At 43.2% G+C, this 15,701-nt stretch carries 8 protein-coding genes; 1 reads left to right on the top strand and 7 read right to left on the bottom strand.

The genetic code is table 11. From position 1 onward, the window contains the following. Nucleotides 1–47 precede the first annotated feature (47 nt). From NPUN_RS12350 to NPUN_RS41775, 7 genes are all read right to left on the bottom strand, one after another. Nucleotides 48–6,593, bottom strand: a complete 6,546-nt coding sequence (locus NPUN_RS12350; RefSeq protein ID WP_012409015.1) for a non-ribosomal peptide synthetase — start codon at nucleotides 6,591–6,593, stop codon at nucleotides 48–50. Between the two features lie 378 nt (nucleotides 6,594–6,971). Further along, on the bottom strand, nucleotides 6,972–7,364 hold the full coding sequence (locus tag NPUN_RS12345; protein ID WP_012409014.1) for a hypothetical protein: 393 nt from the start codon (nucleotides 7,362–7,364) through the stop codon (nucleotides 6,972–6,974). Between the two features lie 186 nt (nucleotides 7,365–7,550). Beyond that, nucleotides 7,551–9,260: an aconitase/3-isopropylmalate dehydratase large subunit family protein gene (locus tag NPUN_RS12340; RefSeq protein ID WP_012409013.1), complete on the bottom strand. Its 1,710-nt coding sequence runs from the start codon at nucleotides 9,258–9,260 to the stop codon at nucleotides 7,551–7,553. Then, nucleotides 9,244–10,335 carry an isocitrate/isopropylmalate dehydrogenase family protein gene (locus tag NPUN_RS12335; protein ID WP_012409012.1) on the bottom strand — a complete coding sequence of 364 codons (1,092 nt, stop codon included), beginning with the start codon at nucleotides 10,333–10,335 and terminating at the stop codon, nucleotides 9,244–9,246. The genes NPUN_RS12340 and NPUN_RS12335 overlap by 17 nt, the downstream gene beginning before the upstream one ends. Nucleotides 10,336–10,565: 230 nt before the next feature. Beyond that, nucleotides 10,566–10,958 (bottom strand): hypothetical protein, encoded by a 393-nt coding sequence (locus NPUN_RS12330; RefSeq protein ID WP_012409011.1) that lies wholly within the window; start codon nucleotides 10,956–10,958, stop codon nucleotides 10,566–10,568. A gap of 967 nt (nucleotides 10,959–11,925) precedes the next feature. Next, nucleotides 11,926–12,837 carry a cation diffusion facilitator family transporter gene (locus NPUN_RS12325; protein WP_012409010.1) on the bottom strand — a complete coding sequence of 304 codons (912 nt, stop codon included), beginning with the start codon at nucleotides 12,835–12,837 and terminating at the stop codon, nucleotides 11,926–11,928. A 46-nt stretch (nucleotides 12,838–12,883) separates the two neighbouring features. Next, on the bottom strand, nucleotides 12,884–13,054 hold the full coding sequence (locus NPUN_RS41775) for a hypothetical protein (protein WP_167315614.1): 171 nt from the start codon (nucleotides 13,052–13,054) through the stop codon (nucleotides 12,884–12,886). A gap of 131 nt (nucleotides 13,055–13,185) precedes the next feature. On the opposite strand from NPUN_RS41775, the gene NPUN_RS12320 reads away from it, so the two are divergent. Continuing rightward, nucleotides 13,186–15,528, top strand: coding sequence for a glycoside hydrolase family 31 protein (locus tag NPUN_RS12320; RefSeq protein ID WP_012409009.1), 2,343 nt, complete (start codon nucleotides 13,186–13,188; stop codon nucleotides 15,526–15,528). Nucleotides 15,529–15,701 lie beyond the last annotated feature (173 nt).

Below are 15,701 nucleotides of genomic sequence, written 5' to 3'. Positions count from 1 at the left end.
GGGATTGGGGATTGAGGAACTAATGACTAATGACTAATGACCAATGACTACTTCCTTTTGTCTTTGTTGATTTTGCTTAGGAATTTGTCAAGCTGTTTTTGGCTGAGTCTGGCTGCTGAGAAGTCTGAAGGTGTATGACCGATCGCATCAGGAGATTGACAGTGAGCAATGAGCGATCGCAATGCCTCCATAAATCCAAAGGCCAAACCCTCAATGGTGTCTCGTTTATGAATTTTCTCGCTATAAGCCCAGGTCATCTCCAGCCTTCCTGCACGAATGAATCCGCTTATTCCTAACAGGTGGCTGCGCTGATTCAGTAAACTCTGTTCAGCTTTGAATTCTTGAGCCAAACCCAATACAGCAGATGCCTTAAGCACCCGATCGAATTGACCAAGATAGTTAAAACTTGCCTGTGCTTGGGGTAGCGCTTGTAGTTTCGTGCGTATTGTTTCATCCTGCTGCAAATATCGCAACACACCATAGCTTATACCCCGGTTGGGGATGCGCCGCAGTTGTTCTTTAACTGACTTTAAAACCTCTCCTGGATGGTCAACTTCTTCTAGCTTTAAATGAACGGGGAATAAGGTGGTAAACCAGCCTACAGTCCGCGACAAATCCACATCTTCAAACAAGTCTTCCCGTCCATGTCCCTCTAGATCGACTAGCAGAGAACGTTCTCCCGTCCATTGGGCAAAGCTTTGCACTAGGGCAGTCAACAGCACATCATTAATTTGAGTGTTGTAGGCAGAGGGTACATCCTGCAAGAGGGCGCGGGTTTGTTCTTCAGTTAAAGAAAGGGACACAGAAGCGGTTGAGGCTACGATATTATTTTCTTTAAATGAAGGATAGTCTAGTGGCAAAGCTGTAACTTGAATATTAGATTGACTTAGCCAGTAATCCAACTCTCTGACAGCATCTTTTTGGGCGTATTCTGTCAGGCGATCGCTCCAATATTGAAAGGAAGTAGTTTTAGGTGGTAATTTAATAGCTTCGCCACGGCTAATTTGCTGATAAGCTGTAGCTAAATCTTCGAGCAAAATCCGCCAGGAGATTCCATCTACTGCTAAGTGATGGATGATGAACAGTAATCGACCAGGTTGATCATTGCCCAACCGAAACAACACCACTCGTGCGATGCCTGTGGCGGGCGTAGCGATCGCTCTGATAGATAAATTCAAACTAGCTTGGAGTTCCGCATCCGCAGCTTTCATCGCTGTTTGCTGTTCTGCTAGCGAAAGGTGCGATAAATCAAAGATGCTCAGTGGTACAGATTCCTGGGTAGCGCCGTTAATTTGCAGCCAGTTTTCCCCTTCCTGCACAAACCGCAGACGCAAAGCATCGTGATGCACTAGCAATTTTTGTACGACTTGCTGCAATAGCTCTGGTTGCAAGTCTGGCGGCACTTCTAGCAGAGCTGACTGGTTAAAGTAATCAGGTTCGGGCAATTTCTGCTCGAAAAACCACTGTTGGATGGGTGTTAGCGCCACCTTGCCAGTTACTAATCCTTGTTCGGCTTTGACAGAGCGAGTAATTCCTGCCACGGCAGCTAACTCAGCAATGGTTTGGTACTGAAATAATTGTTTGGGGGCAATTTGGATACCCGCTTGATTGGCGCGGGAAATTACCTGAATGCTGAGGATAGAGTCGCCGCCCAGCTCAAAGAAGTTATCGTGGATGCTGACTTGCTTGAGTCTTAAAATTTCCGACCAAATCGCCGCTAATCTTTCTTCTGTAAGGGTTTGGGGTGCAACAAAGCTATCTTCTGCGCTCCGAGAAAAGTCGGGGGCTGGGAGAGCGCGGTAATCTACCTTGCGGTTAGGTGTCATCGGTAGCGTTTCCAGTAGCACAAACGCCGCCGGAATCATGTAGTTCGGTAGTTTCTGTTTGAGGAACTGGCGCAATTCATTGGTGGTTGGTTGCGGATGGTGCAGAACAACATAAGCCACAAGGCGCTTTTGTCCGGGAATGTCTTCACGAGCAATGACCAAAGCTTGAAACACCTGTGTGTGTTGTCTCAGCACCGTTTCGATTTCTCCCAATTCGACGCGGAAGCCGCGAATTTTCACCTGATCGTCAACTCGACCAAGATATTCTAGGTTGCCATCTGGGCAAAATCTTGCTAAATCCCCAGTTTTATAGAGACGATCAAATTTTGGACTTTGGATAAATTTCTCAGCCGTAAGTTCAGGACGTTGCCAATACCCTCTGGCTAATCCTGCCCCACCAATGTGCATTTCTCCAGGAACTCCTATAGGCACTGGTTGCAGATATTGATCCAGAATATGAACTTGAGCATTGCTGATGGGTCGTCCAATGCTAACAGAGGTGGCTGCTGGGGTTAAGCGCTCTAAGGTCGCTATAACCGTTGCTTCCGTTGGCCCGTAACTATTAAGTAATTGGGGTAGATTGGGGAGGTGAGCAATACTACTGTGCCAGCGTTTCACTCTTTCCAGTTGAGCTTCTTCTCCTCCAATAATCACCATTCTGAGACTTTCGGGAATTCGGATATCTTCAGAGGTAAGTTCCGCTACTAATTCATGCCAGTAAGCTGTGGGAAGATCCAAAACAGTTAATTGCCATTCTCGGCAACACCGCCAAAATTCATCGCTGGAGTGCAACATCTGCTCAGTTCGCAGTACCAATGTTGCACCGACCGAAAGACAAGGTAAGATTTCTTCAACTGATGCATCAAAACAGATTGACGCAAATTGCAGAATATTATCGCTTGCATTAATTCCATATTCATGCATTGCGGTCATGACAAAATTCATCAATGACCGATGTTCAATCATCACCCCTTTTGGTTTACCTGTAGAACCAGAGGTGTAAATAATGTAAGCAAGGTTATGGGACTGAACTTCGCTAATGGGATTGGCTGTACTGTGTTGAGCAATTATTTCCCAGTCTGTATCTAAACAGATCGTTTTTCCGGCATAATCTGGTAATTTGTCCTGGAATCTTTCTTGAGTCAGCAGAATTTTTAGTTGCGTATCTGCGAGAATATCAGCCAGTCGCTCTTGGGGATAAGCTGGATCGAGGGGAACGTAAGCACCTCCCGCTTTAAGAATTCCAAGTAAGCCAACAATCATTTCCAAGGAACGCTCAACGCAGATACCGACCAGGGTTTCTGGTTTGACTCCTAAACTTTGCAGATAGTGTGCTAATTGATTGGCGCGATCGCTCAATTGGCGGTAAGTTAACTGTTGACCTTCTTGCTGAATAGCTACAGCATCGGGCGTTAACTCCACCTGAGCCGCAAATAAATCGTGAATACAATCTTTAGCGGCATACTCCCTGTGAGTCTGATTCCACTCCATGAGCAACTGCTGATGAGTCTGCGTTAACAGTGGTAATTCAGAAACTCGCTGCTCTGGGTTAACAACAATCCCCTCTAGCAAAATTTGATACTGCTCTGCCATCTGCTGGATTGTGGCAGTGTCGAATAAGTCGGTGTTGTATTCCCAAATCATAGTAATTCCCTTATCTGCGCCATGATGCGGAATCAGAACGACATCAAGATCAAACTTTGTTGATTTGTTGCTGAGGGCTACATTTGGTCTGATGTTCAAGCCTGGGAGAGTTAAGTTTGGCTGGGGAGAATCATGGAAGCTGAACATCACTTGAAACAGGGGATTGTAACTCAAGTTCCGGATTGGCTTGAGAACTTCCACGACCTTATCGAAGGGTAAATCTTCGTTAGCAAAGGCTTCCAGACTGACTTGGCGGACTCGATTCAGTAACTCCCGAAACGTGGGATTTCCAGATAAATCAGTGCGTAAAACCAAATTATTGACGATCATGCCAATTAATTTTTCTGTCTCGCGCATCCGCCGATTGGCAACAGCCGTTCCTACACAGAGATCGTCCTGTCTGGTGTATCGGTGCAATATTACTAAAAAAGTTGCTAGCGTCGTCATGAATAAGGTGATTCCTTCTTGACGACTGAGAACCCTCAAAGATTCGCACAAGCTAATGGGCAACTCTACCCTGACTTGAGCGCCGTTGTAAGTTTGTTCTGCTGGGCGCGGGCGGTCTGATGGTAATTCCAAAAGGGGCGGACTACCGGATAACTTTTGCTGCCAATAAGCTAATTGTGCTTCGGCTTCCTGGCTTTTAACCCACTCTCGCTGCCAATGGGCATAATCTGCAAACTGGAATGTTAATTCTGGCAGTGGGGAAAGATTACCCAAACAGAAGGCTTGATAAAGTTCCACAAACTCATTCAAGAACACGTTGTTGAAAGACCAGCCATCATGAACCATGTGATGTTCGATGTGGATCAAAAGATGGTCTTGGTCGCTCAACTTCAACAATAACCACCTGACTAATGGCAGTTGATTTAAGTAGAAGGGCTTTTGCACCTCTGCGTCAAATAGGCGCTGACTTTCTGCTTCTTGCTCAGACTCAGGAAATGTCTGGAGGTCTATAACTGTGAACATCTCGGCTCCGCTCGATGTGAACCTGATTGCTTCGGCTGGGTGGATTACTTGAAATAACCGTCCATCTATTGCCGGAAAAGTCGTTCGGAAGATTTCATGCCGTCGGACAATCTCACTGAGGCACTGCTCTAATGCTGCCACATCTAGTTTTCCAGTCAATCGCAGAGTTACCTGAGCTTGATAGGCAGCACTTTCAGGAGCTACTTCTTGGATGAAATATACTCGCTCTTGAGCAAAGGAAGCTGGCAAGTATCCTGACCGTGAAATTGGTTGTATGGCAGGACGTTGCAACTGTTGTTTGAGGTGGCTGTGTTGTTCAATTAGCCCAGCTAGACCCGCTATGGTAGGGTTGGCAAAAATATGGTGAAAGAATAACTCGACTTGGAAACCCTCGCGGATGCGGGAAAGTATTTGAGCTGCTATCAGGGAATGACCGCCCAAATTGAAAAAATTGTCATCGATTCCTATCTGCTCAAGTCCCAATAACTCAGCCCAAATGCTTGCTAGTGTTGCTTCAGTGGAGTTACGAGGGGCGACAAAGGTTTCTTCGAGATCGGGGCGTGAGCGATCGCAAACTGGAAGATTCTGACGATCGACTTTACCATTGGGAGTAAGGGGCAAGGAGTCTAGAATGACAAAGACTGCTGGCACCATGTAGTTAGGCAGTTTTTCTTGGAGAAAGCGTTTGAGGCTAGTGACGCTCACATCAAGTTTTTGCTTAAGCACAATATAGGCGACAAGACGCTGATCGCCAGGGATATCTTCACGGGCGATTACTACTGCCTGCTGTACATCCGAATGTTGACTCAAAAGCGCCTCAATTTCTCCTAATTCAATACGGAACCCGCGAATCTTCACCTGATGATCGACTCGCCCCAAAAATTCAATGTTGCCATCTGGTAAGAAGCGAGCTAAGTCACCAGTCTTGTATAATCTACTCCCTTCTGCTTTCTCAAAGGGATGAGGAATAAATTTTTCCTTGGTTAGCTCTGGGCGGTTCAAGTAGCCTCTAGCCAAGCCATCGCCACCAATATACAATTCGCCAGGAGTACCAATAGGAACTGGTTGCCGATCTTGAGCGAGAATATATATTTGAGTGTTAGCGATCGCTCGACCAATGGTCAGTTGAGTGTCACCAGTATATTCTGCTACTGTGGCACAGATTGTTGATTCTGTTGGCCCATAAGCATTAAAAAAGCGCCGCCCTTTTGACCATTCAGCTATCAACTTAGGATTACAAGCTTCTCCGGCGACGATGAGGGTTTGTAAGTTTGGCAATTCCTCTTTTGGTAATGCTGCTAGTGCTGTGGGTGGAAGTGTTACGTGAGTTATTGATTGCTCTTGCAACAGTCGCATTAAATCTATTCCTGGGCGCAAGGAATCCTGAGTTCCAATGTAAAGGCTAGCTCCTGAACACAGAGCCATGAAAATTTCCCAAACTGAAGCATCAAAGCTGAAAGAAGCAAACTGGAGAACACGACTGTTTTGCTGTACATTAAACAGCTTCACTTGTGCCTGAGCTAGATTACACACGCCTTGATGTTGAATCAGCACACCTTTGGGTGTTCCTGTTGACCCTGATGTATAAATTACATAAGCTAGATTTTCTGGTGCAACCCCACTACTAGGATTCTCGTTGCTCTCTTGGTGAAAAGATTTCTTATCATCCAGACAAACCAACTTCGCTCCGCTTGCAGCCAAATCGTCAACGAATTTTTCTTGAGTTAACACCACCTGCACTTGCGAATCTGAGAGCATGAAGCTTAAACGCTCTTTGGGATACGTTGGATCTAGTGGCACATAAGCTCCACCCGCCTTAAGGATGCTCAAGATTCCTACAATCATTTCTAGCGATCGCTCGACGCAAATGCCTACCAGCACCTCTGTATCTACACCCAGCAAACGCAGATAATGTGCTATTTTGTTGGCTCGGTGGTTCAACTCCTGATAAGTTAGTTGTTCCTCCTTGAACACAACAGCGATACTGTCTGGAGTTTTTTCTACTTGTGCTTCAAATAACTGATGTATACATAAGTGCTTTGGATAAGCTACCGTTGTATGATTCCATTCCACCAATATTTTATGTCGCTCCTGCTCAGTTAAGGCAGACAAATTATTAATATTTTGAATAGAGTTAATGATAGTTTCTTCCATAATAAATTTGCTACAGAAAGTGAAGATTTTACAATTTTTCTAACTTTTTGCTATATCCTTGCCCAGGCTTTACAGTTATTTCTTTCACAGACCTTTAGAGCGATTTTTGGGCTTCTGCTAGGTAACAGATTTATTGCATAGATATCTCAAAAAATAGGCCTTTGAGGGTTTAATCGATGAGATTGGGCTCAGAGGCCATTTTCTTTGCTCACAGAAATTTGGTGCGATCGGTTAACTGATACTGATTTTAAATAGAATCCGAATGGATATCTTAAAGCAAAATCCAGTCAGCTTTTAATAACTCCAAATCCCCAATTTAAAATCCCAAATAGTATTTGTGCCATTTGATTTTAAATGTCACCGAATGTAACAGTGAAATTATTCCTCGACAATTTCAATTGTTTTTGGAGCTTGAACATCTTCCACCTCAGTAACAGTTTCTGGGCTAAGGTGATTTTTCAGTTTGAGTTTTAGCTCCTCTGAAATGGGTAAATCTTTTATTTCTTTCAGGAGATATCTTACAGATTCGGTTTTACTCCGTTCTGTATAGACGGCCTTGAGAACAGCCTCAATTCCATATCCCGCGACAGTATCACCTAGAACCGTGATTAGACCAAGTAAACCTATACCTCCAACGATACCAAATGGGCCTCCTACTGCTGTGAGGGCAGCAACAATAGCAGCATTACTACCTGCTGATGTAACTGTTAAAATCACGAGAATTATCCCAGGAAGACCCAGACCAGCAAGTTTTTTAGCGATTTCGTCCATTTTTATTACCTAAAATCTTTTTTTTCTTGGTTAAGACATTACTAAGGGGAAGAGCATGGAGTCTTTGTAAATCAAGAAACCTCTCTCAAAACCTAGACTAAGCTAAATAAGAGTAATTCACGTTTAGATTGGGTTAATATTTTTTGAGTTTTATCTCTAATTCAACCCCATCTGATAGCTCAGTCTTTAATCAAAGCGATCGCTAATTTTTCCATTTACAGCAGAGATAGCTACTGTTCTGGGTGAGGCTAAATAATTTTTGCCCGTTGGATCGCCACTGCGTCCTTTAAAATTGCGATTGGTTGCATAAATACCTGTTTCTTCTTTCGCTAAAACCCCAAATCCAGAATTGATACAAGCCCCACAACCTGTCTTGAGAATTTGTGCCCCTGCTTGTTCAAAAATGTCGATATAGCCCAATTCTTGAGCTTGTTCTCTAATTTCAATAGTTGCAGGTACAATAAACAAGTTTACACCGTCTGCCAGTTGGCGACCCTTTAAAACTTCGGCTGCTTGAGCTAAGTCATAGAGTTTTCCTCCAGTACAAGAGCCAATAAAGGCTTTAGTAATCGGAATGTTTTCTAACTGACTAATGGCAACTACCCGATCTGGTTTCGGGGGACGGGCAACTTGTGGTTCTAAACTGCTGAGGTCAAATTGATAAACCCTTTCGTACTCAGCATCAGCATCGCCGATAATCTCTTGAAATTCTTCTGAAACTCGGTTTTTTAGATATTCACGGGTTACTTCATCAGGAACAATCAACCCACAGATTGCACCACACTCCACGGCCATATTGGCTAAAGTCAACCGTTCATCAAAGGGCAGTTGTGCCAGGATTGACCCTCTAAACTCCATTACCTTACTAGTAGCGCCAGCACAGCCGATTTGTCCCAAAATAAACAGGATAATATCTTTGGCACTGATTTTAGGAGGTAAGGTTCCAGACAACTCAAATACTAGGGTTGGAGGAATACGAATCCACATATCTCCTGTGGCATAAATATTAGCCATATCTGTCGTTCCCACGCCTGTGGAAAAGGCTCCCAATGCTCCGTAGGTGCAGGTATGGGAATCTGTACCGGCAATTATCATCCCTGGTCGGACAAACCCTTTTTCTGGTAGTAAAACGTGACAGATGCCTGTTGCTTCACCTGGGGAAACCACATCAAATAAGTGGCATCCTTGGAATTTAGCAAATTCAATCATCTGTTCGTACATCAGATATGCTTTGTCATCAGCACGGATGTCGTTGATTTGGATGAAGTGATCTGCTACTAAGACCACCTTTTGGGAGTCCCATAACTTTGTTCCTTCTCCATACTGTTTATAGAATGTTTGAGCTACAGGCCCGGCCACAGCATCATGGGATAATGCTAAATCGACCTGAGCAAAAACCACTTCTCCAGGCTGGACGTAGGAATTTCTAGAGGCAAGGCCCAAGAGTTTTTCTACTAAAGTCATAGGTCTTGGCGGAGTGAGGCTCCCAGGAATGCTAATCTGACCCTGACGACGCAGCTGATTAAAAGACATTAACCCACCTGCTGCTGCGATCGCATCAACTACAGGATTCTCCTGTTTCTCCCCTAGAATTTCTAGAGAAAGTCCAATATTGATGCTATTACGATAAAAAATCTCGGCGAACGATCGCGCCCGAATCTTTGTAATTCCAGCAGCTTGTAGGGCAATGGGAGCAATTTCTCGACTGGAACCACAGCCGAAATTTTCTCCTGCTTCAATCACATCATATTTTAGCAGTTCACCTGCTCCAATAACATGCTCTAAAGCATAATGTTTTAAACTATCTAGGTCATCATTTGTAGCTCGATTAGCAGGAATAATATCATCAGTATTGATATCATCACCAAGGTGCAAAACGTTATTTTCGTGACTCATGAAGTACTCCTAATTGAGAATGTTGCACAACTGAAAGTTCTTCAAGTAAAAGGTCAACTAAGGTTGCAGTATTAACTAAAATTTCTTCGCCTTGGGTAAACAAATCAGCTGTTCGGTATCCCTTAGCTAAAATTCGGTCTTGCGCTGCAATAATCTGTTGGGCAGCCTGCACTTCTCCCCATTGCTGAAGCATTAAAACACAAGCTCCCAAGGTTCCGAGGGGATTAGCAATTCCTAAGCCTGCAATATCTGGCGCTGTACCGTGAATGGCCTCGTACAAACCAAATCCATTAGCGTTAAGACTTGCCGATCCTAATAAGCCAATTGAGCCAACTAATGCACCGCCAATATCGCTGAGAATATCTCCAAACAAATTACTCGCCAAAATTACATCAAACCGTTGGGGATTCAGAACCATTTGCATGGCTAAGTTATCCACCAGCATTGGTTCAACAATAACGTTGGGAAACTTTGTGGCTTCTTCTTGAACTAGACGAGTCCAATGCAAATGAGGTAAGGCGTTTTCTTTGTGAGCTACGGTGAGTAATCCTCGACGGTATTGGGCTTGCTCTAAAGCTTTACGAGCAATCCGACGAATTTCTTCATCGTAATAGCGCATCGTATGGTATCCATAATTTCCTCGTTCATCTGAGGAGCGTCCAGACGGCCCAAAATAGATTCCACTCACCAGTTCTCGAACGATGAGAATATCAAGTCCTTGAATTTTCTCTGGTCGAAGACTAGATTTATGCAGAAGGCTGTTAACGCTACGGATTGGACGAAGATTGCAAAAAAAGTCGAAGTGTTTTCGGAGTTCCAGCAATCCGCCTTGACTAACTGCACCAAATACAATCCCATCGGCTCCATCGCACAGTTCGGTAGTGGCTTGAGGGAAGTAACTACCCAGTTGTTCAAAGGCAGTTGCGCCGAGCCAACCATAGTCTACCTGTAAGGTAAATCCTTGAATTTTAGCAACGTGTTGCAGAATTTTTAAGGAAGCTTCTACAACTTCTGGCCCAATCCCTTCTCCAGGAATGGCAACAATTCGATAAGATGCCTTACTTAAAGATTCCATTTGGTCACAACTCCAATACCTCGTAGTTTACATACTCACTCAGAAAGCCTCAAAGGTTGTTTTAAAAGTGTTTATCTGTGATTTTAGACACTTAATTTATTTCCTCTATCCCCCTAAAAAGGTAGGTGACTGGAATCAAAGTTTCCCAATTTATCGAGTGATTTAGAGGGAACTCACCTGAATTAAAGCGCTCAAAATTTAGGTTGAACAACGTACAGTTTTTATAAAAACTATTTCTCGATGATTTCAATTTTTTTTAGATATCGAACCTCTTTAGTATCAGTAATCATTGCTACACTAAGTTGATTTTTCAGTTTGAGTTTTAGCTCCTCTGTAATCGGTAAACCTTGAATTTCTTTGAAGAGAAATATCACAGATTCAGTTTTGCTACGTTCTGTATAGATGCCTTTAAGAATGGCTTCAATTCCATATCCCGTTACAGTATCTCCTACCACAGTTACTAGACCTAGCAGAGCTATACCTCCGACGATGCCAAACGGCCCTCCCAAGGCTGTCAGAGTAGCTGCAACAGCAGCAGAACTACCCCCTGTTGTTACCGTTAGAATCACGAGTATTACACCAGGAAGACCCAGACCAGCAAGTTTTTTAACTATGTCATCCATTATAATAATTACCTAAAATCCTTACATTTGGATGCTGATGAAAACGCTACTTAAGTATCTAATCCAGAAAAATATTTTCATGAGAATAACATATTCTCTATTAAAGCAACTATGTGTTTAAATGATAGCTCGTAAAATATCTCATTCCTATACTAAAGATATTTTTGGGAAGATTTGTAACACTATAATTCAGCGCTCGGAAATGTATAAGATTTATTTAAGGTTAATAAAATTCTACTAGTCTGATTGTAAGAACACCTCCGGTTTAAATATTAGCAATTAAATCTAACAAACTGAAAATAATTTTTAGTATTCGCTTTTCTATTTATGCTGGTATAATTTCCCTGATACCGCCCCCATTAATGACAAGCATTTTATATTTTTGATTGGTGTGAACTCTATAGTTTTTTGCGATGGATTAGAGATTGCTTATGAGATAATATTTACGGTTATTCCTGCTATCTAATATTGGACAAAGCTTTCATTATGATAGATTTCTACAATAGATTTATTAAATTAGACTAATTTTCAATTTAATAACTGCATTTCAAACAACAGACTGAAGTTCAGCCTACAAATCATCTCAGCTTTATCTACAAAATGCAATAGCAGTTAAGACAGTTAAGCGGACAGTTAAGCGGATGGTTAAGACAATTAAGACAGTTAAGACAGTTAAGCGGACAGTTAAGACAGTTAAGACAATTAAGGAGATAGTTAAAATTTTTAAAATTGCTAACTACACAGAGGTTACTAACTGTAACTTCTGTGTAATTAGGTAAAGAATTATGCAGATTTCCAGAGGTACTTGCTTTTTTTCGTCCCTAGGGGCTACCGCCTCATACATACACTTATTCAAAAAACACTGCTGATGTTGGATCGTTGAATGGAGCAGAGGTGGCTGTTTTGTGTTTAGAAGATGCTTCACCTATTATTTAGCCTCTTGAACAGTTCTTGCAAGTGATTCTTGTCATTGGTTACTAGTCCGCTCCAATTCCTGATCGTCCCAGGATACAGGGTCTTCTAATGGTTCGAGATGAGTTATGATGCTGCTTTTTGGCAGTGCTTGAATGATGCTCAACTCAATTGCTTCGCATAAATCATGTCCTTGCCGCACTGTCCATACTCCAGGCACTAAAACATGAAAGGAAATAAACCGACGTGTTCCAGCAATCCGAGAACGCATTGCATGGAACTGGATACCTTGGCGTTCATATTTACTGAGAATAACCCGGATTGTCTCTATTTCTTCAATAGGCAAGGCAGTATCCAGCAATCCAAAAAAGCTTTCTCGTAGCAAACGAAATCCTGTCCAGACAATATTGACTGCTACCAACAAAGCGATGATTGGGTCAAGTACTAGCCAACCTGTTACCTGAACCAAAAAGATTCCCACTATCACACCACCCGAAGTCCAGACATCAGTAAATAGGTGGTGAGCATCAGCTCGCAGTGTAATCGAACGCAAACGTCGTCCCGCTTTTAGCAACACAAAAGCAACTACACCGTTGACTGCTGTTGCCAACATTGATAGAGCCAACCCCAATCCCACTTGAGCGATCGCTTCTGGATGCAATAACCTTCCCCAAGCTTCAACTGCAATACTAATAGCTGCAACTATAATCAACGCACCTTCGGCTCCACTGGAAAAATATTCTGCTTTAGAATGCCCAAAGGTGTGTTCTGCATCGGCTGGTTTGGCAGCATAAGTTACTGCCCACAGTGCCACCAATGCTGCCGCCAGATTCACACACGATTCAATCGCATCCGAAAGCAACCCTACCGATCCGGTTAGCAGATAAGCCCCAAACTTCAAGGCAATAGTAACAATTGCTGCCCCAATTGATAAGAAAGCATAGGAGCGCACTGTTCGACCACTCATCAAATTTACTCAATTGTAATTTTTAGCCAACAGTAACAAATTTAGCTCATAGCTTCATCCGCCTTGAGACTTTGATTAGAATTTCGTATTCACATAGAAACGGGTAATCGTGGGGCATAGAAAGCGATCGCTCTTGGAGGGAATGAGTAACACCATTGTTTCTCTGGGGAACGGTAGTAATGTCTGCGATCGCAGATATTACTACTTTTGGCTCCAAAGCGCGGCTGTGATTGCCTAGGACAGTGATAAATAAAGTTCAATATACGCTATGCCTAAAGATACACGCTTTTGAGTAGTAGTTTATGTGAATCTCAATTGGGTAAAATAATTATCTTAAAATCAGGAATTATGCCACAATACTTTGGACAACTGCACACAACTGAAGCGCCTTGGTCAATCCTTGGAGCAGTACAAGCAATACAACAGAATGAGCGCCATATCCTCTTGCTGTGCGGCGACCCCTGTCTAATAGTTAGTGTGCTAGCACCAAACTTAATTCGGGTACGGATGGCCCCAAGTGGTGAATTTCTCTCTAGGCGATCGTGGGCAGTAGCACTTGCGGATGAAGAATGGCCTACTGTGCCGTTTGAAGTGCGGGAAACAGCAGAGACTATAGAAATTGAAACTGAGCAATTGTCTATTGTCGTGTCCCGCGATCCATGTCGTATCCAGTGTTTTGACTCAGTAGGACAGCCTTTTGCACAAGATACAGACTTAGGGATGGGGTGGCGGACAGGGGAGGTTGCTGGGTGGAAACGGATTGAATCTGACGAACATTTCTATGGTTTTGGTGAACCGACTGGTTTACTAGATCAGCGATCAAAAGTGAAAACCAACTGGGCATCAGATGCGATCGATTACGGCATCATGACAGACAGTATGTATCAGGCAATTCCCTTTTTCATCGCCTTGCGTCCTGGATTGGGATACGGACTTTTTTTTAATACTACTTATTGGAGCCGATTTGATCTGGGCGCACAACAGCCTGGAGTCTGGCAGATGGAAACTCAGGGGAGCGAACTAGATTACTACATTATTTATGGGCCTGAACCTGCGAAAATTATCCAGACTTACACCCAGCTAACTGGACGGATGCCTTTGCCACCTCGATGGTCATTAGGTTATCACCAATGTCGCTGGAGTTATGAGTCACAAGATATAGTACGCAAACTAGCTGATGAATTTCGTCAGCGTCGCATTCCCTGTGATGTTATTCATTTAGATATTGACTATATGAATAGCTATAGGGTTTTTACCTGGAGTCCCAAGCGATTTGCTGATCCTCAAAAATTAATCGGAAATCTTAAGCAAGATGGATTTAAAGTAGTGACGATTGTTGATCCGGGAGTCAAATACGAGCCAGAAGCAGATTACAAAGTCTTTGACGAGGGATTAAAGAATAACTATTTCATCCGAAAAACTAATGGTCAATTGTTCCACGGCTATGTTTGGCCAGACAAGGCTGTCTTTCCTGATTACCTACGTCCTGAAGTTAGAGATTGGTGGGGAAATTGGCAAAAAAGTTTGACTGATATTGGTGTTGCCGGCATCTGGAACGACATGAATGAACCCGCACTGGATGACCGTCCATTCGGCGATCCTGGTGACAAGATTTCTTTTCCCCTTGATGCACCACAGGGGCCAATTGAGGAAATAACCACCCATAAGGAAGTTCACAATCTTTATGGGCTAATGATGGCACAGGCATCTTATCAAGGAGCGAAAATATCTCGTCCGACTGAACGCTCTTTTATATTGACACGCTCTGGATATGCTGGCATTCAACGCTGGTCAGCTATCTGGACAGGAGACAATCAATCTCTGTGGGAACACTTGGAAATGTCCATACCAATGCTTTGTAACCTGGGACTATCGGGTATTCCCTTTGTTGGTAGTGATATTGGGGGGTTTGCGGGGAATGCTACGGCTGAACTATATGCGCGTTGGATGCAGCTAGGAATGCTTTACCCCTTGATGCGTGGGCATTCAGCATTAACTACTGCACAGCATGAGCCTTGGGTATTTGGCGATCGCATCGAAAAAATTTGCCGCGAGTACATTGAACTCCGTTATCAACTACTACCTTACATTTACACTCTTTTTTGGTTGGCTGCAACTACTGGCGCACCAATTCTTCGCCCACTTCTGTATGATTTCCCCAATGACCCAAAAACCTTTTCTCTTGCCGATCAAGTAATGCTTGGCCCCTCCTTACTAGCGGCACCAATTTACCGTCCAGGCGTTGAACATCGTGCCGTCTACTTGCCTGAAGGTTGTTGGTATGATTGGTGGAGTGGGGAAACTTTTATAGGACCCATTCACATTCTTGCTTATGCACCACTGGAGAAAATGCCGTTATATGTTCGTGCTGGCTCAATTATTGCGATCGCGCCAGTAATGCAATATGTAGATGAACATCCCATAAACCAAATGAGACTGCGGATCTGGAAGGGTGTTGGTGAGTTTACCCTTTATGAAGATGATGGTCATACTTTTGAGTACAAAACAGGAGCCTTTTGCACCACAACTTACCATGTTTATTCCGAGCAGCAAAGAACCATTGTTGAGATTGCAGCCAGAGAAGGTGAGTTCTCACCTATAACGCGTGAAACCATTGTGGAATTAGTTGGCGTTGGTGAACAGAGTTTTGTGGATAATGGTACTGCACATCGGTTGGAATTTTCTACCTAGGCAGATCCATAAAATTGATTCTGAAGTTTGCATTTAGAATTCAGTAATACAAGTAAGTTGGCGTAAATAATTGTTGTTGGGATAAGGCAATAGGCAATAGGCAATAGGCAATAGGTAGATGGGTTTTAGGCTAGTTCATTAATATTACATAGTTTGATTTTATTGTGCCAACT

It is taken from the genome of Nostoc punctiforme PCC 73102, assembly GCF_000020025.1.
Classification (GTDB): Bacteria; Cyanobacteriota; Cyanobacteriia; order Cyanobacteriales; family Nostocaceae; genus Nostoc; species Nostoc punctiforme.
This window is presented reverse-complemented; position numbering and strand designations above follow the sequence as displayed.